This window comes from Bartonella sp. B1099, from assembly GCF_944801835.1.
Taxonomy (GTDB): Bacteria; Pseudomonadota; Alphaproteobacteria; order Rhizobiales; family Rhizobiaceae; genus Bartonella.
In genome coordinates this window covers 609,114-635,260 of the sequence record NZ_CALYLN010000001.1, presented here as the reverse complement: position 1 = coordinate 635,260, position 26,147 = coordinate 609,114, and the positions used below count along the sequence as shown (strand labels likewise).

Here is a 26,147-nt window from a genome sequence, read left to right as displayed (position 1 = left end):
GCTTTGTGGATTTCTCCTCAAAGCGCCCAATTTTTAGGAATCCTGTGCTCTATCCTACTGAGCTACGCAGACATCATCATAGCTATTTCCTTTAATAGAAGTATAAAAACGAATCAATTATATTCAATATGAATTAACGAATTTCTGTTAATTTTTGTTCCAAAAAGGATAAAACTGCATTTGGTGGAACATTTTTTGCAATAAAAGATTGGCCAAGTCCGCGTGTCAAAATAAAAGTCAAATTATTTTGTGAAACTTTTTTATCTTGAGCAATGAGAGTCATTAATGTTTCAGCATCTGGTAGCTCTCCTGGGATATCCTTTAACTGTGTAGGCAAACCCACAGCTTTAAGGTGTGTTTCGATACGATGTATGAGTGTGGGGTCACATAGATTCAGTTGTGCAGAGAATTGATGTGCCAGAATCATTCCAATTGCTACAGCTTCACCGTGAATTAAACGCTTGGAATCATAAGAGGTTGCTGTTTCAAGCATGTGTCCAAAGGTATGACCGAGATTTAAGAGTGCACGTTCTCCTGTTTCGTATTCGTCGCGGGCGACTATGGCAGCTTTAAATTGGCATGAGCGAACAATGGCTTCTATTCTTATCGCACCATTGGAAAAAATTTCTTGTCCGTTTTTTTCAAGCCATTCAAAGAAAGTAGGCTGGTTAATAAGTCCATATTTGACCATTTCCGCATAACCTGCGCGAAATTCACGTGGTGGGAGTGTATTAAGAACAGATGTGTCAGCAATAACGCATTGCGGTTGATAAAAAGCACCAATAAGATTTTTACCATATCGGCTGTTGATGCCCGTTTTTCCACCAACAGAAGAATCAATTTGTGCAAGAAGTGTTGTGGGCATCTGGATGAAATTCATTCCGCGACGTATCATACTTGCCGCAAATCCTGCTAGATCTCCAATGACACCACCACCAAAAGCAATCACACAGTCACCTCTTTCTAAGCGTGCGGCAAGAATTTGGTCGATGACAGTTTGCAAGGTTGAAAATGATTTTGACTGTTCTCCTGATTCTACAATAATAGGGACGGTATGGATTTTATTTTTTGTTAACTCTGCTTGTAATGGATCCAAATGGAGAGGTGCAACATTTGTATCTGTAACAATTGCTAAACGCGTTTGATGAAAATTTTTTTTCTGAAGAGAATGCTTAATTTGTAAAACAGCTTGTGTAATAAGATCTGGACCAATGATGATATCGTAACAGTGCTTGTCTAATTTAATGGTGACGGTTTTGGCTTGCATGCTTGTTCTTTCTATCGTTATTTTTTTGTATAGAGGTAATGTTGTAGAGAGCGTATGACATTTTTTGCTACACTGTAGGGGCTTTCTTTATGACTGTTAATTGTTACGTTTGCTTTTGCATAGAGAGGATAACGCTGCTCCATGAGTTTTTGCATCGTTTCTTTAGGATTTACTGTTTGAAGAAGTGGTCGTGTTGGACGCTTTGAAACACGTTGCATCAGGATATCAAGATCTGCTTTGAGCCAGATAGATATTCCATTTTGCTGAATAGCTTTTCGTGTATCTTGATTGATATAAGCACCACCACCGGTTGCTAAGACAAGGGGACGTTTTTTTATCAGGTTGAGAATAACACGCTGCTCAAGGGAACGAAACTCCGCTTCACCATAGATTTTAAAGATTTCTGTGATAAACATTTGCGCTGCTTTTTCAATTTCTTGATCAGAATCATAAAAGGGTAAATCAAGCATGGTGGCAACACGTTTTCCGATGACTGATTTTCCTGCCCCCATAAGACCAACAAACACAAGAGCTTGATTATCGAGAGATGATAAGATTTGTCTTTTTATTTGTGACAGAGGCGGATATTGGGGTCGATTACTTTTCATAGCTTATTTCGGCATTTATCTGCTTTAAAGTCAATTCCTGTTAATCTTTATAAGATAGAATAAGAGATAGAGTATTTTGGAAAGTTTATTATTTTATGCCAACATTAACCAGACTTTTGATGATTCTTTTCATTTTGCTTGCTATTCTTTTTAGTATAATGATCATTCTTGTCGTTTTTGTTGAACCTGTAACTGTTGATATGTCTGTTGATGTCCCTTTGGATTCGCTGGCTCTTTCTTTGAGAATGAATCAATGAAAAGTAACATTGTGATAGAGCGTTTTCTTGAAATGATGAGTGCTGAACGAGGCGCTTGTGCTCATACGCTTGTGGCTTATCAGCATGATTTACAGTGGGCGCAAGAGGAATTGTCTTCGCATTCGGTTTCGCTCCTTTCAGCACAAAAGGAGGATCTCATTGGTCTTTTGTCGCTCATGCATACATTTGGTTTTGCCGCAACGTCACAAGCGCGCCGTTTATCAACATTGCGTCAATTCTATCAGTTTCTTTATGCAGAAGGATTAAGAGCAGATGATCCTTCCAATGATATTGATGCTCCTCGCCAAGGACGTCCTTTGCCCAAAATTATCAGTGAAGATGCGGTGACAAAATTTCTTGATTTGGCGCAGGTGGAGGTTAATCAAGCAGATTATGGATCGAAGGATTATTTGCGCGCATTGCGTCTTCAGCTGTTGAGCGAAATGCTTTATGCAACAGGTTTACGCATTAGTGAGTTGGTGAGTCTGCCTGTGCAGGCTGTTCGAGGGAAAGCATACAGTATTTTGGTTCGCGGTAAGGGAAAAAAAGAACGAATAGTGCTGTTATCAAAAAAAGCTCATCAAGTTCTTTTGCAGTGGTTGGATTTGCGTGATCAAGGGAAAGATGCGAAAAGCCTTTATCTTTTTCCAGCCCATTCAGAAACAGGCTATATTGCGCGTCAAGTTGTTGCGCGGGAATTGAAAAATCTTGCTAAAAGGGCTGGAATAAAAAGTGAAAGCTTTTCTCCCCATGTGTTGCGCCATGCTTTTGCTAGCCATCTTTTGCAAAATGGTGCTGATTTGCGTGCCGTTCAACATTTGTTAGGTCATTCTGATATTTCTACCACTCAGATTTATACCCATGTGTTGGAAGAGGGACTTTATCGTCTTGTTAATGAGCATCATCCACTTGCCGATGCGTAAAAGGCTCGTTAAAGAAAAGGTGATGTTTTTGAAAAGACTTTATAAAGCAAATTATAAGTGTATAAGTGACACTGAATGAGTTGGTACAAATGTATAATTATCTTGATTTTGAAAAACCAGTTGCTGATCTCGATGGGAAAATTCTTGAATTAAAAAAAATTTCTCAGGAAAAAGGCGGTCTTGATATGAGTGACGAGATTGCGCGTCTTGAAGCACGTTCCCAAACGGCATTGCGCGATCTTTATAAAAAATTGTCGCCGTGGCAAAAAACACAAGTTGCTCGTCATCCTGATCGTCCGCATTTTATGGACTATTCTAAGCGCTTATTGAGTGATGTGACACCTTTGGCAGGAGATAGAAAGTTTGCTGAAGATGAGGCTATTCAAGCTGGATTTGCACGCTTTAAGGGAGAAGCCGTTGCTTATATCGGTCAAGAAAAAGGTCACGATACACAAACACGTTTGCGTTATAATTTTGGTTCTGCACGTCCAGAAGGATATCGTAAAGCTGTCCGTGTTATGGAAATGGCTGACCGCTTTGGTTTGCCACTCCTTACTTTTGTTGATACAGCGGGTGCTTACCCTGGGGTAAGCGCTGAAGAACGCGGGCAAGCAGAAGCAATTGCTCAATCAACCGCTGCAACTTTGCGCCTAAAGGTTCCTGTTGTATCCGTTGTGATTGGAGAAGGTGGTTCTGGAGGGGCGATAGCAATTGCCGCTGCCAATAAAGTGTATATGTTGGAACATGCGATTTACTCGGTTATTTCTCCAGAAGGAGCAGCGTCTATTTTATGGCGTGATCCAGCACGTGCAAAAGATGCTGCAATGAATATGCGTATTACCGCTCAAGATTTGCTTCACTTAAAGATTATTGATGGCATTATTTCAGAGCCTGTAGGAGGAGCGCATCGTGATAAAGAGATTGCCATTGATGCAACGGGTGAGATTATTTCACAGGCTTTAAAAGCGATGGCTGGAAAAGATGGTGAAGTTCTTAAACAAGAGCGAAGGGAAAAATATCTTCAAATTGGTCGGTCATTAACATAAGTCGTTTTTTATAAGGGGTGTTGGATTGGAGTTGTTTTCGATGACATTTAACAGATTCCTGGCTGTGTGTGTGTTGTTTGTAATGGGAATATTGACGGCTTGTGAAGGAAGATTACCAGCTTCTATTCGTGCTAAAGTTGAGCAGCCTCTTCCGCAAGAAATCCAGAATAGAATGGCTTTGTATGATATTGATCCCTATGCACCAATTGTGATGCGTTTTTTCAAGGAAGAAAATCTTGCCGAAGTTTGGAAGCAATCTCGTTCCGGTCCTTTTATCTTAGTTGCTCGTTATGGCATTTGCAAGTGGTCTGGTAAGCTTGGACCTAAATATAAAGAAGGGGATCTTCAGACACCGGAAGGTTTTTATACGATTACGGCAAATCAAATGAATCCTTATTCAAAATATTATCTTTCTTTTAATATAGGATTTCCTAACCTTTATGATCAGGAAAATGGTCGTACAGGAAGCAATCTTATGGTGCATGGTTCTTGCTTTTCTGCCGGTTGTTATTCTATGAGCGATAAGAATATGGCTCAAATTTATGCCTTTGCACGAGACGCTTTTAAAGGAGGACAGAGAGCATTTCAGTTGCAGGCTTTTCCTTTCCGCATGACCAAGGATAATATGTTACGTCATAGCAATAATCCTCATTACCCATTCTGGGTGATGCTTAAGAAAGGTTATGATTTTTTTGAAGAAAATCGCCAACCTCCAACCGTTGAAGTGTATGGAAAACGTTACATTTTTAATCGCGATATTGATAAAACTTCAGTTTCCCTCATGAAGTGAGCGTTATTTTATTCCGCTATACTGTAAAATACCATCGCTTACGATGGCGATACAAGACATACAAAATTTTATGCATGAGGTATTTAAGGGAGTTACCTATTTTAAACGCTGAGTTTGTTTATAGAGCTTTATGTCAGTAAATCGAAGTAGGAGGACCAAGAGCAACTTGCCCAGAGAATTTGGGTTGTTTGCAGACCAGTATGGATGGCAATTTTGGTTTTCTCGTGGAGAGTGAATTAACATAAAATGTTTCTCTCTTTTTACTTTCAAAGGGTTTTATTCTTTTATGCTGTAAAGTATTGTCTTATCGTGCTGGTCTATAAGATAATATATACATCTAAAAATACGTTATCAGCTCTATTGATTTTAGTTTTTTTGCTTAAACTTAAGAGGATTTTGTTTCAATCAGTTGAAGAAATATAGAGTTAAGTAGAGTATTTAAAACCAAGAACGTATCCAATGGGGTTTTTGAAATGAATCACATGAAGTGATTCGCAGATGAGGTGTACGTCGAGAGAAAACAACCTGATTACAGATTGGTAAATATTAAAAAATTTTACAATAACAATTTGATTTATAATTTTCTATTTTAATAAGAGTTTGAATATCATGAGGTCTTTTATCTGAAAATCTGTTTATGATAAATCAATCACAATTATTCGCTTGCACATTCCAAGAGCAAAGCGCTGCATGGATAAAATTGTACAATAAATAAAATTTTACAATAAAAATGCCTCTCATGAATCGTCTCATGTGCCGAGAGCTACCAAACATTGGGGGCTGGAAAAATCTATGGTGGAGCTGTTTTGCTTCTTTAAAAGCGCAAAGAGGGTATAGCTCCATGGATTTAACGTTGTAAGGGTGAATTAAAACTTTATTCCTGGAATGATGAGAGGGTTTTCCAAGAGAGCTGTTTTGTCTGCAGTATCTATGGCTGGTTTATTAAAAAAAGCATTGAGAAGTTTTTGTATTGCTTCTTTTTCAATACCATCGGCAATGATGACAAAACGTGTTTGTTTTATTCCTTTTGGCCATGCTGGAAGTCTGATGGGGGGATGAAAAAATGTTTGTACACCATGTAATACAAGGGGGCGATAAGGATCATCACGCAATGCGATTATTGCTTTAATACGGAGTAATTTTGTACCATAACGGTCTTGTAGGAGATCTAAAAAAGCTTCAATTGTGGCATAATCAACGAGTTCTTCACAATCTAATGAAAAGGTACGAATGGTTTTATGGGGGGTATGGTCGTGTGGAGCGGTGGTAAGATTTTGCTTAAGGTGTGTATTTTCTCCTGGTTCATTCCATAATGTGTGATTTATTAGTAGATTTGAGCAGAAATCTTCAGAGTGGACATCAATGATTTGTGCTGCAGGATTCATTCGTTTAAGTGTGTTAAGGAGCGTATTAGAAAAGGATTGTGGTGCTGTGAGATCTGTTTTGGTGAGAATAATTTTATCAGCAAGGATTAATTGTTTATATATTTCAGGATAGCGTTCACATATGGAAAGTGTGCTTAATGTATCAAATGTTGCAAGAACAGCATTTATGGACAATGTTTGAATAAACAGTGGGTGGCTTAACAGTATTTGTAAAATAGGGGCGGGATCAGCCATCCCTGTTGTTTCAATAATAATGTGATTGAGTTGTTTGATTTGTCCTGTCTGAACGCGATTGATTAAATCCATTAATGTATCAATGAGATCACTGCGTAAATTGCAGCATAAACAGCCATTGGCAAGCTCAATAATTCCTTCTGTCGTCTTTTCAACAAGAAGATGGTCAATACTGATTTCGCCGAATTCATTAATGATAACAGCACATTCCGTTAAGAGAGGGTCTTGTAACATACGGTTGAGCAAAGTTGTTTTGCCAGAGCCTAAAAAACCAGTGATAAGCGTGAGAGGAATGCGCTTCATTTTCATTTTAATCATCAACCGTGGTTCTGTTTTAAAGAAACATATCTTACGACGTCAATTCCATTCATAATGGGGCGTGAGGGATATGTGATGGGTAATTGCCTACGAAATCCATTTTATCACCACTTTTAAGTTTATAAAGGTAAGTGCGGGTGCAATCATGTTACTTTTTAGCGCTCATGTTATAATAATTTTTGGAATTTGAAAGGTCTTATAGGAAGAGTTTTAATTCCTTACTTTGATTATTTTATCTATTATGCTCGTCTATCTTGTGATGTGTGAAAGAGACAGATTTTAATTGATTCAACAGCGATGGATTTGAAATGAGAGAATTTTACGATATTTGTGGTTTTGGAGAAACGGGGCAAAATAATTAATCATAAATTGTGAATTGTGGCTTACGGTTTTTTTATAGAATAGTTTGCGCGTTTTTTATACGAACTATGGGGTTTTCTTAGCGGTTTTACTGTTATTTTAGGCGTCTGTGGACTACGAATGAGATGTACTACTAAAGGATGAGAAAAAGAATGTGGAGCGGTGATAAAAGGTGAGGTGAGAATAATATTTCCTTGATCATCATATGAATTGGCGTGCATTTTTATGGCTTCAGGCGTGCATGTTTGTTGTCTCATATTGTTGGCTTGTGTTATGTTGCTCCCATAAGGTTTTAATGTTGTGAGTGTTAGTTGGGGGCTTCCTTGATGTAAAAATCCTATTTCAAGAAGTTGTGCCGCTTTTTCTTCCCTTTCACTTATGTTGTTTGCCCCTAGAATGACAGCAATAATTGTACGTTTATTGCGGGTGGCTGAGGCAACAAGATTAAAACCAGAGGCGCAAATAAAGCCTGTTTTCATACCGTCTATTCCATAAAAACGACCAATAAGGTTGTTTGAGTTATGCTGGATTTTTCGGTTGTTACCAAAATCAATGGCTGGAATAGAAAAATAATGAGCATATTGTGGAAATTCTCGACGTATTTGGACAGCTAAAAGAGCAATATCACGTGCGGTGGAATAGTTCTGAGGGTCTGGTAAACCACTTGCGTTTGCAAAATGGGTGCCAAACATGCCTAAGCGTTTAGCTTCGCTATTCATTTTGCGTACAAAAGCTTTCTGTGAACCTGCAATGGCTTCACTCATGGCAATGGCCAAATCATTGGTCGATTTAACCATGGTGATACTTAAGGCTGTATCAAGTGTGAGAACAGAACCAGCTTTATAGCCTGAACGATACGCGGGAGCTTTTGCAGCATATTCGCTGATGGTGATAGGTTTGTTGGGTGAAATTTCCCCTCGGCTCATGGCGCGAAAAATAACATACGCGGTCATTAATTTTGTTAAGGAAGCTGGATACCAACGCTCAAAAGCTTGATTATGTTTTAAGATATGTCCCGTTGTAACATCAACAGAAATAAAAGGCTGTGCTAAAGCAAAAGTGCTCGACAAACTCAAAATGAAATAAAAAAATAAATTGTAGAAGAGACGTTGCATGAATTTAAATCCAGTTCCTTCTCATTCGTTATTTAGAATTGTTTTAATGTAGCATACAAAGCTTTTAAGTCCAGTATAGAGAGGACAGATGGTTAATTGCTATATTGAGTTATGTCTCATGGATAAAAACCAACACTCATTTTATTTTCCCCTTGAATTTGGTTTGATGATTGAAGTCTCTCAAGAAATACTTTTTAAATAATGAAGATTGTAAAAGATTTCAGGTTCTTGAGGGGGGTGATGTTTTTCAGGAAAGAACAAGTTCGTATAACTATACATTTTGCCTGTTATTCTTTTATATATAAACATTGATTTGTAATGATCATTCACTATTTTACATATTGAATGAGGCTTTTGAATATTATACAACTTTTTCACTCCAAATCTGTTCCACATTGAATAGGGATAAATTATATTTATAAATCAATACCCTGTGTGTTATTTAAATGATTTTAAGGAAAGCAAGAATGCTTTCTCAAAAAAATTCATACGTTGATCATTTTTGATGATGTGTGTTTTATAATTTCGGATGAGAGAGTTTGAAATATCTCCCTTATATTTTTGTTTCATATGCTGCATTTAACACACAAAGTGATGTTTTTTATCAATCAAGATTGTGTTTCATGATGCTTCAGTTTTTGAAGCTTTTGAACAGCAGATGGTGGCATAGGAGGAGGGGTAGGATCTTGAGCGGCTAAGAGAAGCAGTTCATCACATGCTTCTTCAGTTTTTTGGATTAATTGATTTAGAAAATCACGTTTGCTTAAACCTGCTTCTATCGGAGGAAGAATACGAACACGAATTGTTCCGGGATAGCGGCGGAAATTACTTCGTGGCCAATATAAACCCGCATTGTGCGCAATAGGGACAACTTGAAGTCCTAATTCATTATAGAGTGCGACAATTCCTGATTTATAATCTGGTTCTTGACCAGGTTGTCGGCGTGTTCCTTCGGGAAAAATGAGGATTTGGCGTCCTTGTTTTACTTTCTCTTTTGCTTTTTGTATAACCATTTTTAAGGCTTTGATGGGCGTTGTGCGGTTAATGGGGATAATTTGTGTTTTTGCCATATACCAGCCAAACAAGGGAATCCACATCAATTCACGTTTTAAAATGAGAGTGGGATCATCAAAATAGGGAACAAGGCTAAAAGTTTCCCATGCAGATTGATGTTTTGGAGCAATGATATAAGCCCCTTGGGGGAGATTTTCTAATCCTTCAATTTCATAACGTGTGCCTGCGATGTATTTTTGCAAAAATAGTGTAACGCGCGCCCATGTTTTAGGAACAATCCATGCCTTTTTTCGGGGCATGAGAAAATAAACGGGAGCGTAAAGAATCATTTGTATGAAAGTTGTGGTATAAAAGGCGAATGTAAAAAGAATAGAACGAAGGATAAGCACTATATTTTCCATTTTATATCTATAAGAAGGCTTCGTATATAATATAATTCGCATGAGAAAACATTTTCTTTATGTTTTTTCAAGCATCTATTTTTTCGGTAATTCATTTTCCGATATTTAAAAACAGAAGGAAAGAGATTGATGGAATTACAAAAAGATGAACTTTTTATTCCACGGATTTTATCTATTGCGGGAACAGATCCTTCTGGTGGCGCTGGAATGCAGGCGGATTTGAAGGTTTTTTCAGCTATGAAAACTTATGGTATGAGTGTGGTTACAGCTGTTGTTGCACAAAATACTCAGGGTGTGCATTCTTTTCAAGCATTAGATGCTTCTTTTGTTGCTGATCAAATTGATTCTGTTTTTGAGGATATCCACGTTGATGCCGTTAAAATTGGTATGGTTGCAAATGCTCAGATTGCACAAGCTATTGCAGAACGTCTTGCTTATCATAAAGCGCGTTTCATTGTTTTTGATCCGGTTATGGTTGCAAAAAGTGGTGATGTTCTTTTAAAGTCTGATGCCATTGAAATTATGCGTGAAGTGCTGGTACCCATGTCAACTTTGATTACGCCCAATTTGCCTGAAGCTGCACTGTTATTGGGATGTGATGTGCAATGGTCTTTAGAGGCTATGTATCAATATGCTCCACGACTCTTGGCGCTAGGGTGTCATGCAGTTTTGTTAAAAGGGGGACATTTGAATACGCTTACCAGAAATAGTACAGAAAATTACGATTGTTCTAGTCCAGATCTTTATTGTGATCGTAAAAGTCTGGTTATGCTTGAAGCTTCTCGTCTTTCAACCACACATGATCACGGGACAGGGTGTACAATTTCTGCTGCTATTGCAGCTTTATTGCCTACACAGCCTTTAGACTGCGCCGTTAAACAAGCAAAAGAGTATTTACATGGAGCGTTATCTGCCTCAAATGCTTTGCAAGTCGGGAAAGGACGAGGTCCACTTCACCATTTTTATGCATTGTGGAAAAATTGATACAACAATTTATGGTGAAAAATCTCCACTCTATGAATTTGTTTCGTCGTTATAGGCTGTTTTGAACTTATAACGGATAAATGTTAACACATTGTAGCTTAACAGTTGTTTTGTATTTAAAGAGAATTTAGAGAGACAAAAAGTTATAATTTGTTGCTTTTATATATGTTTTTTATGATTAATATATTCTATTTAGAGGCAATTTAAAGTGAAAAATAGAGAGCCAAGAGACTCTTATAAATCAAGGTTTGTTAGTAAAAAGGGTAGAGGGATTTTTAAAAGCCTTTTATAAGACGATATTAAAGATCGTTGATCCTATCATATTCACTGTTGTATTGATTGGTTGGCTATATTTGCGTTCTGCTGAGAATAATAAATGCTCATTCCCTCGTGAGATGCTTGCAGATCAATAACATGACAATTCTTTCTTTTTAAATGCTGAATGGCAATTTTTGTTATGAATGTCCCAATACCTCTTTTCTGAAAATCTGAATGGGTGACAATATCATAAACGCCACCAATGCCATCCGCTTTCATACAAAAACATATGGCTACAGGATTGTTATTGATATAACCAACGAACAGATCTACATTAGGATCTTTTTTATAAAAGCTTCCTATCGTTTCATAAAATATGACCGCTTCTTTATCAAAAGGCTCGAAGACGGATGCCATAACATTTACGTAATCTCTAAAATCTTGAAGTGATTCAACTTCCTTGATTTTGAAGTTATCTGGCGTAGAAGTTATATGTGAATCTATATCTTGCGCTAAAGCCGCCATTCCTACCTCTGTTTCAACATGCTTTAAACCAATCGATAAAAGAATTTCATCAACTTTATAATGAGATGAATGAGGTCCAACCCACCAAGCCAAAGGAAGTTTCTGTGCATTGAAAGAATCGATTATGGACTTTGCTTGGCTTACAGGTACCGTTTCTTGTAAATTTTTAGCAGAGATAATGTTGAATGTGTCTGAAGAAAATGTTTAATGAACAGAAGATACGCCATTTGAAAAATCAATAACCTGCATTTGGGGACATAATTTTGGTAAAAAACGGACCTTTGAACAAAAATTATTTTCTAATGATAAGTTAATTTTTATTTTGTTTAATATTTGTTTTCCTTGTCATTTCTCATTGATCTTTTAATACTGAGGGCCGTAAAAAAAATCCGTTAGCTCAAAGGTGAGCCCAAATTCTTTTACATAAGTTTTTATAAAATGAAAGGTCGCAAAAGATCTGCCGCCAATACTAAAAAAATTACCCTCGCGATGACAAGAGACAATGCAAAATACTGTTGTGGCAAAATATTGTTGGGAAAAATGCCTTTGAGAAAAATATTCCTAGCAAAGTTACAAGTTATTGTTGCCAAACAGTGTCATAAACCAATGGGAATTGTCTCAAGCATAGCTTTACACGAGGGACCTAGCGAATTACAATGATTTCCTAGAAAAATGCTGCTTAAATCACTTTCATATAAGTAATGACTATTTTTTCTGAGTTAAAAATAATGATCCGATGATTGAGAAGCAAAATTCCATAGATTCTCACAAAAAATGACGAATCTTAAAACACCCTTTGAAAGGTCTATGAAGACCCTTTGAGAACCCCTTAAAAATCATGTGAAACAAAATAAATTGGTACAAAATGCTGACAAGCTATAATGACTCTACGCAAAAACAAATAAATTAAAATTTAAATGGAGCGGGCGATGGGATTCGAACCCACGACCCCAACCTTGGCAAGGTTGTGCTCTACCCCTGAGCTACACCCGCTCACCGATTCGATATATACTCTGCTTGTATGGCGTAGGCTTCTGTGAATTGCAACAAAAAAATATCATCTCAGTTTGATTTATTTTGTCTATGTTTCGATAAAATGAAATAAAGATTGATTTTAGAAGATTTTTCAGTAATAAATCATTCCTTTTTTAATTTTTGCATGGAGAGGGGTGGAGTGTAATGTTGAAGAGAATAAATATATTAGGGATTGTCATCGCAGCTGTTTTTATGATGAACAGTGTTGCAAAAGCCGATGACCAAGTTAAGCACGTTAAAGTTGCTTTAACACAAATTATGATCCATCCTGCGGCGGATGCTGTTCGTAAAGGGGTGGAAGATGTTCTTGCAGAAAATGGTTATAAGCAAGGTGAGAATTTTCAACTGACCTTTTTATCAGCGCAGGGTAATATTTCAACAGCAACGCAAATTGCACGTAAATTTGTTGGTGATAAACCTGATGTTATTGTAGCGATTACTACACCTTCAGCGCAAACAATGCTTGCGGCAACAAAAACAATACCTATCGTCTTTGCAGCGATTTCTGATCCTATCGGAGCTAAAATCGTTTCTTCTCTGACCAAACCTGGTGGTAATATGACGGGGAGTTCTGATCGTATCGATGTTGCTGAAAGTGTTAAACTTTTGCAAGAAGTAAAACCAGATTTGAAAAAAATTGGTTATCTTTATAATGCTTCTGAGGCAAATTCTGTTTCAACCCTTAAGACGTTAAAGGATGTGGCAAAAAAAGCTGGAATTGAAATCATTCCTTCATCGGCACCAAAGCCGTCAGATGTTCAGGCAGCAACACGCGCTTTAATCGGTAAGGTCGATGTTATTTTTGTTCCTGCTGATAATACGATTCTGTCTGTTTTAGAAGGAGCCATAAAGGTCACACAGGAAGCCAATATGCCTGTGTTTACTGTTGATGCGAATACGATAGGACGTGGTCCTTTTATGACACAAGGTGTGAATTTCTACGATGTTGGGGTTGATGCTGGAAAGTTGGTTGTGCGTATTCTAAAGGGTGAAAAACCTGGTGATATTGATGTTGTGCAGGCCGCTAATAATGACATTCGAATTAATCTGAAAGCAGCAAAAAAGGCAGGAATTGTTATCCCGCAGGCCGTTATTGACCGCGCAACAAAAGTGATTCAATAACTTTTGTTGAGAGAGTGTTGATACAATAAAAGTACGTTACGTTTTCATGGGGATTTTCTTTACATGAATATATTTGCCTTTTCTGGCGCTGTGGAATTAGGTCTTATTTATGCGTTTGTGGCTATAGGGGTTTATCTCTCATTTCGCGTTTTGGACTTTCCGGATTTGACAGTTGATGGCTCGTTTCTTCTTGGGTCCTGTGTTTGTGGCGTCTTGATTCTTTTAGGTTTTAATGCATGGACAGCTATGGCATGCGCTTTTTGTGCGGGTATGGTAGCAGGTTTGATCACAGCTCTGTTGAATTTGCGTTTTGGCATTTTGAATCTTTTGGCTTCCATTTTAACAATGTCAGCACTTTATACGGTTAACCTTCGTATTATGGGAATTATGGGAGGGTCTAATGTTAATTTGGCGCTTGCCGATACGGCTTTAACACCCTTTTATAATTTGTTTGGGTTGTCTGATATCTTTGTGCGTCCTCTTTTCGTTGGGATTGTATTGCTTGTTGTGGCGTTTTTGATTTGGCGCTTTTTAGAAAGTGAAATAGGTCTTGCTATGCGTGCAATGGGCGCTAATCCACGCATGGCGACGGCGCAAGGGGTTCATACATCTGCATTGATTTATTTTGGTATGGGGCTTTCCAATGCCTGTGTTGCACTTGGTGGTTCTCTTTATATTCAAACTGCAATTGCAACAGATATTACCGGTGGAATTGGTACAATTGTTTTTGGATTGGCTGCCGTGATTATTGGCGAAACGCTTTTTCGTACGCGCAATATTTTTTGGATTATAGTCAGTTGTATTGTGGGGTCTGTGCTTTATCGTGTGGCGGTGCAATTTGCATTTGAAGCTAATGGAATTGGTATTGATACCTCGACAGATCTTCAGTTGATTACGTCACTGTTGGTTGTGTTAACTCTTATTGTGCCACGCTATTGGAGGAGGCGTAAACGTGATTGAGTTGTTTCATGTTGGGGTCACATTTAAACCACAAACGCCTTTGGAAAAACAGGCATTAATTGATATTAACCTCAAAATTGATCAGGGTAGCTTTGTTACGGTTATCGGTTCAAATGGTGCCGGTAAATCAACGTTGCTCAGTGTTCTGGCGGGGGAAACGCTTCCCTCGACAGGAAAAGTGGTTATCAATGGACAAAATGTTTCTAGGCAATCAGTCAGCGAACGTGCAGGAAAAGTGGCATGTGTTTTTCAAGATTCGTTAAAGGGAAGTTGTGGTTCTTTAACAATTGAAGAAAATTTGGCTCTTGCTGCTCTTCGAGGAAATCGTCGTAGTTTGCGTTCAGCTTTAAACCATGAAAAAAAACAATTTTTTCGAGATAAAATTGCTCAATTAGGCATTGGTCTTGAAGCCTATATTCAAAATCCTATGGACAGTTTATCTGGTGGACAACGCCAAGCCGTTTGTCTTGTGATGGCAACGTTAGCCCATGCAGATGTTTTATTATTGGATGAACATACCTCAGCACTGGATCCTGGGATGGCTGATTTTGTGATGCGGTTGACGGAAAAAATCGTTGAAGAGAAAAAATTAACGACTATTATGGTCACTCATTCTATGCGCCAAGCTCTTGATTATGGCGATCGCACATTAATGTTGCATGGTGGAAAAGTGATTTTGGATGTCTGTCATGAAGAGCGTAAAGGCTTGGATGTTAGTGATTTAATTCATATGTTTCAGAAAGTTCGAGGGGAAGTTCTTGATAATGATGAACTGTTAATGGATTAAGAGTGTGGCTCAGAAAAAAGCACATGAGGTTGATCAGTTTCTAACGCGTTTCTCACGTGCTTTTCCTATTGTTCTCATTTATGGGGCAGATCGTGGTCTTATTTGTGAGCGTGCTCAACGTTTTGCCAAGCTTACAAAGGTCGCAATAGAAGATCCATTTTCAACAATTCGTTTGGATGCGGCTGAAATTGATAAAGATCCTGCACGTTTGGAAAATGAAGCGCGGACTTTATCGCTTTTTGGGGGGGATCGTTTAATATGGATTTCTAATGCTGCTAACCAAAAAGGTTTTCTTGCAGCCTTGAAGCTTTTAATTGAGAAACCACCGGAGAAAAGTTTTATTCTCATTGAGGCAGGGGATTTGAAAAAAGGAATAGGGTTGCGCAATGCTGTTGAAACGGCAGAAAATGCAATGGCTTTGCCCTGTTTTGCCGATGATATGCGTTCTCTTGACAGTTTGATTGATGAGGTTTTAGGGCAGTTTAAGAAGACTCTTTCTTTGGATGCACGGAGATGGTTGCATGAAAGTTTAGGAGTCGATCGTCTTGTATCACGAGGTGAATTAGAAAAACTTTGTCTTTATGCTTCAAATGTTCATATTACTCTTGAAGATGTGAAGGCTGTTGTAAGTGATGTCAGTGCTCTTTCTCAAGATGAAATCATTGACGCTCTTTTATTGGGCGATATATCAGGTTTTGAAGCACATTTTAACCGACATGCAGCATTGCAGGGGGCGCTTTTTTTTATTTTAAGTACAGCACAAAGGCATTTTCAGCAATTACAGCTCTTGCGTTATCAGGTAGAGGTTGAAGGCAAATCGCCTTTTACGGTGGTTTCTCAAGCGCGTCCCCCTATTTTTTTTCAACGAAAAAAAATTGTTGAACAAGCTTTAAAATATTGGAAATTAGAACAGATTTCTTACGCAATGGAAAGAATTCAGACTGCTGTTTTAGACAGTCGTAAAAATACACTTTTGGGTGAAGCCATCATTCGTCAAGCTTTGTTAGGACTCACAATTATTGCACGACGGCAAATGGCAGCTTAACATATTTAAAATATGATGATTTTTTATTTTGAGTATAGCACAAGGGTATTTTCAGCAATTACAACTCTTGTTTTACCAGATAGAGGTTGAAGGCAAAACGCCTTTTACGGTGGTTTTTTAAGCGCGTCTACTCATTTTTTCAACAGAAAAAATTGTTGAGCAAGCTTTAAAATATTGGAAATTAGAATAAATTTCTTACGCAATGGAAAGAATTCAGACTGCTGTTTTAGACAGTTGTAAAAAGGCATGTAGAGAAGAAGTTCTTATTGTAAGGTGCAAAAGACATGATTTTGATTAAACTCAACATAAGAAGGCTTAAAATAAAATAATCCTGCGGTATTTAAGGGATCTCTTTCAATATAATAAATAATGTCATTATCTTTATGAATCAATGCGTTGTATGTTCGTAAGAAATGAAGTGAGAATTTTAAAGTTTGTTGTTCCATTTTTCGTATGTTTTATAGGTAAAAATGATCTGTTGTTTATTTACGCAGGGTAAATTGTATTATTCTCTCGTTGTAGTTTTTTAATATTTTGCGCATAACTCATTAAGACGAACAAACAGAAAATTATGTTTTTACAACTGTCTTTTTTGCCATTTGCAAAGAATCTTTAAAGGTGAAAGATGCCCCATATTCAATTTGAAAAAATAGCACTCATTGGGATTGGTCTGATTGGATCTTCTTTAGCAAGAGTAATTAAAAAGAAAAATCTTTCAGCTCAGGTTTCTATTGCAACGCGTCGTCAAGAAACACTGGAAAGAGCGCGTGAATTGGAACTTGGAGATTTTTATACAACGGATAATGCAAAGGCTGTTGAAGGTGCTGATCTTGTTATTATTTCTGTTCCTGTTGGAGCGAGTGCAGAGGTGGCAAAAAACATTCATAATTATTTAAAGCCAGGGGCGATTGTGAGTGATGTTGGTTCTACAAAAGAATTGGTTATTACAGAAATGGCACCTCTATTACCAAAAACGGTTCATTTTATTCCGGGACATCCTATTGCTGGAACGGAATATTCAGGTCCGGATTCTGGTTTTGCTGATTTATTTATGAATCGCTGGTGTATTTTAACACCTTTTGCAGATAGTGACGCGACAGCTGTCGCACGATTGACAGTGTTTTGGGAAGCTTGTGGGGCGCGTGTCGAAAAGATGGAGCCGAAGCATCATGATCTTGTTTTAGCGATTGTTTCGCATTTGCCACATTTGATTGCTTATAACACTGTTGGGACAGCGAGTGATTTAGAAAAAGTAACAAATTCGGAAGTGATTGCTTATTCTGCTTCCGGTTTTCGTGATTTTACGCGTTTGGCATCTTCTGATCCCGTTATGTGGCGGGACATTTGTTTGCACAATAAAGAGGCTATTTTAGAGATGCTGGGTCGTTTTAGTGAAGGGCTTGCTTTTTTAGAACGGGCAATTCGTATAGGTGATGGTGAAACACTGTTTAATTTTTTTACCCGTACGCGTGCTGTACGTCGTAATATCATTGCGGCGGGACAGGAAATTGACGCCCCTGATTTTGGCCGTCATAGCGTTTCTAAAGAGAGGAAGCAAAATTAAGAGATTTTTGAATTTTGTGCTGTTGTTTTGCTCATTCTTATCATGCTTCTTAGGTATCTGCTTTTTTTAATTGTTCGTTGTGATGAAGATACGGCGCTGTTCTCTGTTGTTTGTACGACGAATAAGTGGCGCTGCTTACCTTTATCTCCAACCCTGTGCTCCAAAATGGTTTTTGCATTCTCAGAGGGACGCTTGTTGTTTTGGTTAGCCAATTCGCATAAATGAGAGCGAAAAGAGATATGCTTCAAGTTCAATTTATTTCATATCAATGGACATGCAATTCTTATTAATTACGTCTGTAAAAGGAAAGAAATCATTTTTTTTGAAAGATAAAGGCTTTGTTCAATAATTGTTTGTATTGCTGATGGTAAAGACCTATAAAATGCTTCTATGGTATTATTCTTCACATCATCGAGCCAAGAATTATAGCCCCATCAATTTGATTTTTACGAATATAATCAAGAGATTTGCGAAGGATTTTTCAGGGAGAGGGATTTTGTATGAATGCCTGTAAATCAATGCAAGGATAGGTTGTATTATGGGTGTTGTCTCGTAAAATGTTTTATAAAAAACAGAGAGGCATTCTCCAATCGATGATAAGTATATTTTTCATTTTATGATGTTGTTTTTTCCTAAAGTTTGTACTTTTTCTGTCAATTGTAAACGAATATTCAAATCTCATGGAGCAACATGTTTAAAAAAAATATTAATATGATTCAGTGTATTCGTTGTTTAGCTTTTATGTGCTTGTTTGGAGTGGAAATATTCTATCTGATTGATTGCTCTTTTGAAGTGGCGAAAAACTTTATTTGAGAAAAATATATAAAGGCGTAAATATAAAAACTCACTTTCATCTATTCTCTTTGCATTTAAGCGTTAAAACGTGAAGAAGCACTCATGGAAAGATCTTTTCCTCAGATTTTATTTTTTGTGTTCTTTAATGGAGCGGAGCTCTCAATATAAAATAAAAAACTCTAAACAGAAAACAATTTGATTGGTAAACTTTGTTGGCTTTTCAGTTTTTGAAGAGGGTGAGGCTTGACCACATGGATTATTGCCCTCTATACATAAAAAATGTTTGTTTTTAAAGTTTTGATGGTTTTTATAAAGTGTGAGATAACTGAAAAAAAGGATATTACCAGAAAGTATTGAGGTTTGTTTAGGAATATCTTTTGGTATGGCTATCGTATTTTTGGTGACGCAATAAGTCATTATTGGCGTGATAGTGGGAGTGCTTTCGCAAGCCATGTTGCGCTGTCAGGTCTTTTAGCATTTTTCCCTTTTTTTATTTTTGGAACATCTTTTGCTCGTTTTCTTGGGGCTTTTACCTATACACCGCAAAAAATTAAAGCGCTCGTACAGTTATTGCCTGATGTCATTGCTGAGCCTTTATCGCAGGAAATTGTCAATGTTTTAACCCTTCATCAAGGAGGTGTGTTGACGCTTTCTGTTATTGGAGCGGCTTATTTTGCTTCTAATGGAATAGAGGCTTTGCGTACAGCTTTGAATAAAGCTTACCGTGTGACGGATCAACGGAGTTTATTGTTTTGTCGTTTTCAAAGTTTGTTTTTTGTGATCCTTGGCGCTTTTGGTCTTGTTGTGATGAGCTTTTTATTGATTTTAGCGCCTTTGTTGATCAAAATTATGCAAAATCATTCTTTTTTTATGACTGAATATATTGGGATCATTCGTTTATGGCGGTATACAATTGCTGTCGTTATTTTATTTGTGAGTCTTTTGATTGTTCATAAATGGCTTCCAGCAGGACAGCGGAAATTTATAGATATTTTACCAGGGATTGTGGTGACAATGTTTGTATGGTTTATGGCTTCTCTTGCTTTTGCGCAATATTTAACGATGTTTGATTATATTTCAACTTATGCGGGGTTAGCATCTATTATGGTTGCCATTATCTTTCTTTATATACTAAGTGCAATTTTTATTTTGGGGGGTGAAATAAACGCTGCAATCATGTTTTATCGCAATTATTGACAATTGTTTCGGTGAATGAAAAAACCTGTGGATCCTATGAAAGACAAAAGATGGGGCAAGGAATAAGACCAGCCATTACTTTATTGGTTGATGCGGATGCCTGTCCTGTAAAAGCTGAAATTTATCGTGTTATGAATCGTTATCAGCTTAAAACATTTATTGTCGCAAACCGTTTTCTTTCTCTTCCCCAAGAAGAACTCATTGAAAGAATCGTTGTTTCTGATGGGCTTGATAAGGCTGATGATTGGATTGTCGACCATGTGCATGAGGCGAGTATCGTTATTACCAGTGATATCCTTTTAGCTGCAAGGGTTGTAAGGTCTGGGGGGCTTTGTCTTTCGCCAACGGGGCGTATTTTTAATGACAATTCAATCGGCCAAGCTTTAGTCATGCGCAATTTGATGGAAAATTTGCGAGAGCAGGGCTATATAATAGGAGCTCTCTATTCTTTTTGTTACAAAGATTGTTCTATATTTTTACGGTATTATGTAGAATTTGCATAAGTCCTTGATTTTATAGTGATTTATTTAAGGCTCTATTTTCAGATAGAGCCTTTTCTTATATATTATAATGTAAAATAGCTGAATTTTTAGGAAAAAATTTATTTGAATAAAATAATAACATAATTACGAATACACAAAAAGCAGCCTCTTTGGACTGCCTTTAAAGTATGAACCAAGCTTCAAAACAAACGTTTAGAATATCGGTACACGATAAATGATTAGATACAAAATAACAAGCCTATTTTGTATTAATTAGGCTAATTTATCTAACATATCTAAATAAATAATGCTTATATCACTTTTAATTCGAGTGATTGCCTGTTTATCATTATGTTTCTCATGAGCTATTTTAGATAAAGTCGCAATTTTATCTTGATAATCCTTAATACCATTTAAACCATAAAGAGGTATTTGATACCGCGGATTTATAGGGAAGGATCGGCCATCAGATGATATTTTCACAAAATTGCTCACTATATCAGCATTTATTATTCCTGCAATATAATACGCTTCATCTAAACTAATATAAGAACCATCAGGTCTTTGAGATATAGTTACTGCATGATTTTGAAATACAGGAGGCTTTAATTCCCCCCACGGCATCATTAAAGGTTTGGCTATACTAGCAACATTCTTTGTATTATCTCTAAAAGCAACATGATAAGGTGCAAAAGTATAATCCCCAACTCTTGCTAATGAGTAAAATGGGACATTTTTGCCGTTAATAATTTTTTTACTATAAGGATTTTGGGCTTCAAAAATTTCTTTATAAGCTATAAAATGTTTAAATAGTTTGGGAGAATTTTCTCTTAGAGATAACTCATCTATAGCTACTCGTTTGCTTACATTTTTATCATACGCAAATGGTACAATAAATTTACTATTTATATGAAAAGGCGTAATATCTACTCCTCTAATCAAAGGATGTAGATATTTTTTTTCAACAAATACATGCATTGGACTAACTTTAAATTTAGATTTTTTGAACTGTGCATTTCTTAATGTAACCTCATTTTCTGTACGCACACCATTTTTAATATATTCATAAAGCATTAACTCTAAAGGATAAACTTCAACCCCTTCTCTACCTCTATAATCTGATGGTTTTAATGCAATCAATTTAACTTTTTCAGTATTAATAGCATGATTATCTTCATCATAAAATGTTAAGAAATTAGTGCTTCCATTATTGGGCTGAATAACTTTACCGTTAGTTATTTTGAATGTTTCTTCTATGTTAAGTAATTCAGTCTTAGTATTTATATTCCTATTTTTAGTGTATTTATATATTTTTAAGCCTTTTTGGTAATCTTGAATTTGTTTTGTGAAATAATAAGTATAAAATTTTTGCATTACTCCTTCAAAAGGATTGCCTGCTTTAGTCCAGTCATCAAAACCTAAAAAATAGGCTTTTTCATTATTTGTTAATAATAAATTACGATAACCTTCATAAGTTTTTTGAACTAAAAAAGTGTCAGGCATCAATAGCCCCATAACACCTTTAGGATCTAACCAATTACTTGCTACTACATTCGTTATTAATGCTGCGACATTAAGATTTATTCCTCCAGTTCTGGCATCACCTGAAAATATAGTTTTTGTTATACCAAGAGATTTAATTTTTTCTCGATAATGTGATGGTAGATTTTTCCAATCCACCCAAGGTGGATTACCTACCACAATATCAAACATACCTATTTTAGATGTTGTTAAATAATTAGTTATGATCCTAGCCCAGATTCCATTCCAATTATTTTTTTCAAATCTAACAAAATTATCAGCTAACTCTTGTAATTTTTTATTTATTATATGAATTTCTTTATATTCTTCAGGAATTAACACTTTTAATCTATTAAATACAGCTTTTGCGTTTAACAATTGTATATCTAACTCTATGTCAATCATACAGCGAGAAAATTTCTTTAAATTTCTTAAACCAACTTCAGGAAAATAAACAGGAAAAGTCATATCATCTTGATTTGAAGTTGGGATATTTGTATTAAGGGAATATTTTATAAACTCCACATTATCTAAAACAACTAATTCTGGGGTATAAGCAGCATCCCCTGAATAGATTGGTATTTCTATTTCCGAGTCAAAAGTCATAAATTGTGATATATTGAGAAAATAATTTACTCTCGCCGTTAGTACAGCTAATGGATTTAAGTCAATACCAACAACCCTGGATGTTATTTCTCTTAGAATATCTCCTTTATCCATATCTTTTGGTAAAGAACGAATTAATTGGTTAATCAAGGCGGTTATAAAAGTTCCTGAACCACAAGTAGGATCTAGTGAACGCCATTTATTACTTTGTTTTAAATTTTGCATTGTTATTGTCTTATGAGCAATATGATTTGCTAACCAATACGGCGTATAATATTCACCTAATGCATGACGTACAGGTGAAGGCATAACAGTTTGATAAAGATTTTTAAAAAAATCTTTAGCTTTTACCTGAGAATTAAAGAAATCAAATGTAGTATATTTATTTAATTTTTGTATAATTAATTTAATACTTACTGCAATTTCATTATTCCATTGAAATTTAGTTGAATACCATGAAAAGAAGTCTCCCTCTAATAAATTTTGCACTCCGTAATCTCTAATAATTGATCCAGACTCTAATTCCATCATTTTTGCTTGTAATGAATGTGAGTCAGCGTTAAGCATTTCTGCATAATTTACTAAAGAATCATCAAATTTAACTTGGGATACAACTTTGAATGCTATTAATTTGATCAAAATAGAATATGCTGTTTGTAAAGAAAATAGAGCATTGTATTCACTTTCAACATTTTCTAATGATAATGAAAGATAATCACCAAGAGCTTTTTTACGTTTAATAATATCTTTTTGTTGAGAATGGTCATTATGTGATAATTTAAATAAATTTTTCCATTCCTTTAGTAGCATTTGGGTTTTTTCTGTTGCTGAATCGTTAATTGTTTTATATAACAGCAGGGATAAATTTCTAATCGGTGAGTTAGTTGTGGGAGAAAAATCATCTATTAAAGCTGTAGAATCAAAAGTTTTTTGATTAAGTCCCACGATAGCTTTAATTAGTCTTGCGTAGTGATTACTTGTAATTGAAGTAAAATTTTCTTGACGTAAAATTCCATTATTATCAATAGTAATAATATAACAGATTTCCCCATCTGTGAGTAAGCCAAAAGACTTTAAAATGTGATTTTCATTTTCACCTTTGAGGTAGTTCAGTAACTGTTTTATAGCGTTTTTTTTATCTTTATCTGATGATAATTTGCTGGGCTGTTTAAATTCAATTAAAACATTAGCAAGAGCAGTATCAACTCGACCAGATTTAAATGTTACAATATTTTTTTCCTTAATTGGTTTATATTCAAAGTCTAGTTCACTAAAAAATCGCTCAAATAACGCATATAAATAGTTATCGAATCTTGTTTCAATAGTTTTTTCATTAGGTGCTGTAGAAGCGTCTTCTTTTACTTTTTGAGTAATTTTTTCTAGTTCTGATATAAAATCTTTATTATTAAAGACACTTTCTAATGTGTTTAAATTAATATTCATTTATTATCCTTATTTGATGATTTTACTGTTAAATGAAAATCACTTTTTTATGAAGATGGTTTTTGTTCTTAATTTTTGTCTTTAGGGGTGTTCTTTATTTATTGTTTTTCAGTGATTTCTTTAAACCAAATCGCAAACGCATCTTTTATATGTTTATAGAGTTTATCGCAACTATGGCACAACATTTCCTCATTTCATCCCAAGCCAAAACATTTTCTTGAATGCAGATAGTAGGCTATTTCATGAAGGAGTGTTTGATTTGTTTTTTGTAAATTGAGATGAGGAGGCAAGGAAAATGTAGTCTATACGAAATATGGTATACAATTTAAAGTCTATTGGATTTCTACTCGCAAGTAATGGTGCAGAAAACATTGCAAGCACACATTTTCTGTTACGTCAGGTACAATTTCTGCTAACCACAAGAAACCGATTCAAACCTGTTTGTTATGTTTGCTTAATTTGTGAATGCAGCCAAAGAAATTTCAGCATTACAGCTATACCGTTTTTCTGATATGAAGAATTATCGCTCAAATTTCAGATTACTCCATAAATTTAGAAAAGTCTTATTTTGAAAAACGTGATATAAAATTACTTGCTAATGAAGTTGATGTGGGTGGCGCTTACGTTCATCTCGTCTAACGCAAAGCTAACTAGAGAACCAACTGCATCGACAATCATCTAAAAGAAAATGAGAATTCCGATAAACGTTGTGTGATTGCGGCACGTGAATATTATTCCTTTGAAAAAAATTAAAATACTTTGCATTGTGGAGGAAAGCATAACCACATTTTTACCGTTCGCAGTGTAATGCGGCCTGTCGTTAAGCAATTTGCCGATAAATTTATCAAACGGAGTTCACGCATCAATACTGATAAAAGTAATGCCTATACTGCATTGATGCCTTATTACACCTACGTACTGTCAATCATAAATACGAATATTGCAGTGATTCAGGCATTACTAATAATCAAGCAGAGTCGTATTTTTCTCGCTTCAAAAAACCGCTATTTCATAGCTATTGGACTTACCAAACTGGTTTTAGAATGTAATAATCATCTTAGCAATGCAATGATAAAAAGTCATATGGTATCAGTATGTGGTGCATTAACAAACTGGTTAGATCAAGCTGTAGTGGAAAAGTTGACTATCAATGCCGTTGATGTGCATTGGAAGCACAAAGAGTAATTTCCTTTATATTTTTATTTCCACTTAATATAATATTTTTCTACTTTATAAAATTAACTAAAACAAATTCCACAATTTAAAATTTGTAGGATTTTAAATAAAATCAATCGGTAAAATCTTCGTGCAACTGCTAAATAATACCGCATTTATCGGCATTGGATCTCGTTATACAACGTTTAAAAAGACGTGGTTATTAGATTATTGTGCTTCTTTTATGACAGCTTTGATAAGTGCTTTGGCTTCATCATTGGCCCATGGCGCTGCCCCATTATAGGAAGCAATCAGATAACCCTTTTTATCAATGAGAAATGTGATGGGGAGTCCTAAAGCAAGTCCTTGTTTTCTCATGTCGTTGAAGATACTCATGGTTTCATCGCGATAGTAGACTAAATTATCAGCATGAATATCTTGCAAAAATTGCTGAATTTTTTCCACAGAAGCGGCTTTATCGATATTAATCGCTACGACATCAAAGTTTTCTCCACCCAATTCGCGTTTTAATTGCGCAAGTTCCGGCATTTCTGTGCGGCAGGGTACGCACCAGATAGCCCATAGATTGATAAGTATCGGTTTTCCGTTAAATTCAGCAAGTGTGTGGTCTTTTCCTTGAATATCTTTGAAAGAGAGAGTGTTCATATCTAAGGGTGTATCCATAAATCGCATGTGAGCAAAAAAGCCTGTTGCGGCTTTTTGGATTGTCATCATTTTTTTGTTTTGTATCTTTTCGGTCTTTTCTTTTGAAAAAGTGTTGGCAAAAGAAGAGACCTTCTTGTCATGATGATTTTTTATTGCGTATAAACTGACACCAACCAAAATAATAAAAAAAGATGCGATAAAGATTATCTTCTTTTTGTTTTTCTTCTTTTGGCTATTAACACTTTGAGGAATCATGATTTTATCCTTTTTATGGGTGTTTTTAA

The 26,147-nt window shown here is 36.0% G+C and carries 21 protein-coding genes, 1 tRNA gene and 1 pseudogene; 14 read left to right on the top strand and 9 right to left on the bottom strand.

Annotated features, from left to right (window positions below):
* Positions 1 to 133: 133 nt before the first annotated feature.
* Both aroB and NNJ73_RS02810 read right to left on the bottom strand, forming a co-directional pair.
* Positions 134 to 1,267: a 3-dehydroquinate synthase gene (aroB, locus tag NNJ73_RS02815; RefSeq protein ID WP_254492623.1), complete on the bottom strand. Its 1,134-nt coding sequence runs from the start codon at positions 1,265 to 1,267 to the stop codon at positions 134 to 136.
* Positions 1,242 to 1,875, bottom strand: a pseudogene (locus NNJ73_RS02810) (shikimate kinase). Before NNJ73_RS02810 ends, aroB begins: the two are co-directional and overlap by 26 nt.
* A 95-nt stretch (positions 1,876 to 1,970) precedes the next feature.
* Here NNJ73_RS02810 and NNJ73_RS02805 point away from each other — a divergent pair.
* The 4 genes from NNJ73_RS02805 (at position 1,971) to NNJ73_RS02790 (ending at position 4,891) form a co-directional block, all read left to right on the top strand.
* Positions 1,971 to 2,132 (top strand): hypothetical protein, encoded by a 162-nt coding sequence (locus NNJ73_RS02805; RefSeq protein WP_254492621.1) that lies wholly within the window; start codon positions 1,971 to 1,973, stop codon positions 2,130 to 2,132.
* A complete protein-coding gene (locus tag NNJ73_RS02800; protein WP_254492620.1) occupies positions 2,129 to 3,055 on the top strand; it encodes a site-specific tyrosine recombinase XerD in 927 nt (308 codons plus the stop codon). Before NNJ73_RS02805 ends, NNJ73_RS02800 begins: the two co-directional genes overlap by 4 nt.
* An 89-nt stretch (positions 3,056 to 3,144) precedes the next feature.
* A complete protein-coding gene (locus tag NNJ73_RS02795) occupies positions 3,145 to 4,101 on the top strand; it encodes an acetyl-CoA carboxylase carboxyltransferase subunit alpha (protein ID WP_254492619.1) in 957 nt (318 codons plus the stop codon).
* A 40-nt stretch (positions 4,102 to 4,141) separates the two neighbouring features.
* Entirely contained in the window at positions 4,142 to 4,891 is a 750-nt protein-coding gene (locus NNJ73_RS02790) for a murein L,D-transpeptidase family protein (RefSeq protein WP_254492618.1), read from the top strand.
* Positions 4,892 to 5,757: 866 nt separating this feature from the next.
* Here NNJ73_RS02790 and NNJ73_RS02785 read toward each other — a convergent pair.
* The 3 genes from NNJ73_RS02785 to NNJ73_RS02775 form a co-directional block, all read right to left on the bottom strand.
* On the bottom strand, positions 5,758 to 6,819 hold the full coding sequence (locus NNJ73_RS02785) for a GTP-binding protein (protein WP_254492617.1): 1,062 nt from the start codon (positions 6,817 to 6,819) through the stop codon (positions 5,758 to 5,760).
* 392 nt (positions 6,820 to 7,211) lie between these two features.
* Complete coding sequence (locus NNJ73_RS02780) at positions 7,212 to 8,303, bottom strand: D-alanyl-D-alanine carboxypeptidase family protein (protein ID WP_254492616.1); 1,092 nt, start codon at positions 8,301 to 8,303, stop codon at positions 7,212 to 7,214.
* A 608-nt stretch (positions 8,304 to 8,911) separates the two neighbouring features.
* Complete coding sequence (locus NNJ73_RS02775) at positions 8,912 to 9,718, bottom strand: 1-acyl-sn-glycerol-3-phosphate acyltransferase (RefSeq protein ID WP_254492615.1); 807 nt, start codon at positions 9,716 to 9,718, stop codon at positions 8,912 to 8,914.
* Between the two features lie 129 nt (positions 9,719 to 9,847).
* Between NNJ73_RS02775 and thiD the strand changes: the two genes are divergently transcribed.
* Positions 9,848 to 10,702: a bifunctional hydroxymethylpyrimidine kinase/phosphomethylpyrimidine kinase gene (gene thiD, locus NNJ73_RS02770; RefSeq protein ID WP_254492614.1), complete on the top strand. Its 855-nt coding sequence runs from the start codon at positions 9,848 to 9,850 to the stop codon at positions 10,700 to 10,702.
* A gap of 324 nt (positions 10,703 to 11,026) precedes the next feature.
* Here the strand turns inward: thiD and NNJ73_RS02765 are convergent, their stop codons facing one another.
* Positions 11,027 to 11,578, bottom strand: a complete 552-nt coding sequence (locus NNJ73_RS02765; RefSeq protein ID WP_254492613.1) for a GNAT family N-acetyltransferase — start codon at positions 11,576 to 11,578, stop codon at positions 11,027 to 11,029.
* A 345-nt stretch (positions 11,579 to 11,923) separates the two neighbouring features.
* Here NNJ73_RS02765 and NNJ73_RS02760 point away from each other — a divergent pair, with 345 nt between their 5' ends.
* The gene (locus NNJ73_RS02760) at positions 11,924 to 12,145 is read left to right on the top strand and encodes a hypothetical protein (RefSeq protein ID WP_254492612.1); all 222 of its coding nucleotides are present in this window, start codon (positions 11,924 to 11,926) and stop codon (positions 12,143 to 12,145) included.
* A 258-nt stretch (positions 12,146 to 12,403) separates the two neighbouring features.
* On the opposite strand, the gene NNJ73_RS02755 is transcribed toward NNJ73_RS02760, so the two are convergent.
* Positions 12,404 to 12,478 (bottom strand) — tRNA-Gly (locus NNJ73_RS02755).
* A gap of 186 nt (positions 12,479 to 12,664) precedes the next feature.
* On the opposite strand from NNJ73_RS02755, the gene NNJ73_RS02750 reads away from it, so the two are divergent.
* The 7 genes from NNJ73_RS02750 (at position 12,665) to NNJ73_RS02715 (ending at position 20,493) form a co-directional block, all read left to right on the top strand.
* Positions 12,665 to 13,642 carry an ABC transporter substrate-binding protein gene (locus tag NNJ73_RS02750; RefSeq protein WP_254492611.1) on the top strand — a complete coding sequence of 326 codons (978 nt, stop codon included), beginning with the start codon at positions 12,665 to 12,667 and terminating at the stop codon, positions 13,640 to 13,642.
* A gap of 63 nt (positions 13,643 to 13,705) precedes the next feature.
* Entirely contained in the window at positions 13,706 to 14,602 is an 897-nt protein-coding gene (locus NNJ73_RS02745; RefSeq protein ID WP_254492610.1) for an ABC transporter permease, read from the top strand.
* Entirely contained in the window at positions 14,595 to 15,389 is a 795-nt protein-coding gene (locus tag NNJ73_RS02740; RefSeq protein WP_254492609.1) for an ABC transporter ATP-binding protein, read from the top strand. Before NNJ73_RS02745 ends, NNJ73_RS02740 begins: the two co-directional genes overlap by 8 nt.
* Before the next feature lie 4 nt (positions 15,390 to 15,393).
* Complete coding sequence (holA, locus tag NNJ73_RS02735; protein ID WP_254492608.1) at positions 15,394 to 16,434, top strand: DNA polymerase III subunit delta; 1,041 nt, start codon at positions 15,394 to 15,396, stop codon at positions 16,432 to 16,434.
* A 625-nt stretch (positions 16,435 to 17,059) separates the two neighbouring features.
* The gene (locus NNJ73_RS02725) at positions 17,060 to 17,998 is read left to right on the top strand and encodes a prephenate/arogenate dehydrogenase family protein (RefSeq protein WP_254492607.1); all 939 of its coding nucleotides are present in this window, start codon (positions 17,060 to 17,062) and stop codon (positions 17,996 to 17,998) included.
* 1,155 nt (positions 17,999 to 19,153) lie between these two features.
* Positions 19,154 to 19,990, top strand: a complete 837-nt coding sequence (locus NNJ73_RS02720; RefSeq protein ID WP_254492606.1) for a YihY/virulence factor BrkB family protein — start codon at positions 19,154 to 19,156, stop codon at positions 19,988 to 19,990.
* 50 nt (positions 19,991 to 20,040) lie between these two features.
* On the top strand, positions 20,041 to 20,493 hold the full coding sequence (locus NNJ73_RS02715) for a YaiI/YqxD family protein (RefSeq protein ID WP_254492605.1): 453 nt from the start codon (positions 20,041 to 20,043) through the stop codon (positions 20,491 to 20,493).
* A 252-nt stretch (positions 20,494 to 20,745) separates the two neighbouring features.
* Here NNJ73_RS02715 and NNJ73_RS02710 read toward each other — a convergent pair whose 3' ends face one another.
* The gene (locus NNJ73_RS02710) at positions 20,746 to 24,042 is read right to left on the bottom strand and encodes an Eco57I restriction-modification methylase domain-containing protein (RefSeq protein ID WP_254492604.1); all 3,297 of its coding nucleotides are present in this window, start codon (positions 24,040 to 24,042) and stop codon (positions 20,746 to 20,748) included.
* Positions 24,043 to 24,849: 807 nt separating this feature from the next.
* On the opposite strand from NNJ73_RS02710, the gene NNJ73_RS02705 reads away from it, so the two are divergent.
* Positions 24,850 to 25,227 carry a hypothetical protein gene (locus NNJ73_RS02705; protein WP_254492603.1) on the top strand — a complete coding sequence of 126 codons (378 nt, stop codon included), beginning with the start codon at positions 24,850 to 24,852 and terminating at the stop codon, positions 25,225 to 25,227.
* 198 nt (positions 25,228 to 25,425) lie between these two features.
* On the opposite strand, the gene NNJ73_RS02700 is transcribed toward NNJ73_RS02705, so the two are convergent.
* Positions 25,426 to 26,118 (bottom strand): TlpA disulfide reductase family protein, encoded by a 693-nt coding sequence (locus NNJ73_RS02700; RefSeq protein WP_254492602.1) that lies wholly within the window; start codon positions 26,116 to 26,118, stop codon positions 25,426 to 25,428.
* Between the last annotated feature and the right edge of the window lie 29 nt (positions 26,119 to 26,147).

Coding starts and splice junctions, on each gene's coding strand:
- aroB (WP_254492623.1), bottom strand. CDS start 1,267: ATGCAAGCCAAAACCGTCACCATTAAATTAGACAAGCACTGTTACGAT.
- NNJ73_RS02805 (WP_254492621.1), top strand. CDS start 1,971: ATGCCAACATTAACCAGACTTTTGATGATTCTTTTCATTTTGCTTGCT.
- NNJ73_RS02800 (WP_254492620.1), top strand. CDS start 2,129: ATGAAAAGTAACATTGTGATAGAGCGTTTTCTTGAAATGATGAGTGCT.
- NNJ73_RS02795 (WP_254492619.1), top strand. CDS start 3,145: ATGTATAATTATCTTGATTTTGAAAAACCAGTTGCTGATCTCGATGGG.
- NNJ73_RS02790 (WP_254492618.1), top strand. CDS start 4,142: ATGACATTTAACAGATTCCTGGCTGTGTGTGTGTTGTTTGTAATGGGA.
- NNJ73_RS02785 (WP_254492617.1), bottom strand. CDS start 6,819: ATGAAAATGAAGCGCATTCCTCTCACGCTTATCACTGGTTTTTTAGGC.
- NNJ73_RS02780 (WP_254492616.1), bottom strand. CDS start 8,303: ATGCAACGTCTCTTCTACAATTTATTTTTTTATTTCATTTTGAGTTTG.
- NNJ73_RS02775 (WP_254492615.1), bottom strand. CDS start 9,718: ATGGAAAATATAGTGCTTATCCTTCGTTCTATTCTTTTTACATTCGCC.
- thiD (WP_254492614.1), top strand. CDS start 9,848: ATGGAATTACAAAAAGATGAACTTTTTATTCCACGGATTTTATCTATT.
- NNJ73_RS02760 (WP_254492612.1), top strand. CDS start 11,924: ATGAAAGGTCGCAAAAGATCTGCCGCCAATACTAAAAAAATTACCCTC.
- NNJ73_RS02750 (WP_254492611.1), top strand. CDS start 12,665: ATGTTGAAGAGAATAAATATATTAGGGATTGTCATCGCAGCTGTTTTT.
- NNJ73_RS02745 (WP_254492610.1), top strand. CDS start 13,706: ATGAATATATTTGCCTTTTCTGGCGCTGTGGAATTAGGTCTTATTTAT.
- NNJ73_RS02725 (WP_254492607.1), top strand. CDS start 17,060: ATGCCCCATATTCAATTTGAAAAAATAGCACTCATTGGGATTGGTCTG.
- NNJ73_RS02715 (WP_254492605.1), top strand. CDS start 20,041: ATGGGGCAAGGAATAAGACCAGCCATTACTTTATTGGTTGATGCGGAT.
- NNJ73_RS02710 (WP_254492604.1), bottom strand. CDS start 24,042: ATGAATATTAATTTAAACACATTAGAAAGTGTCTTTAATAATAAAGAT.
- NNJ73_RS02705 (WP_254492603.1), top strand. CDS start 24,850: ATGCGGCCTGTCGTTAAGCAATTTGCCGATAAATTTATCAAACGGAGT.
- NNJ73_RS02700 (WP_254492602.1), bottom strand. CDS start 26,118: ATGATTCCTCAAAGTGTTAATAGCCAAAAGAAGAAAAACAAAAAGAAG.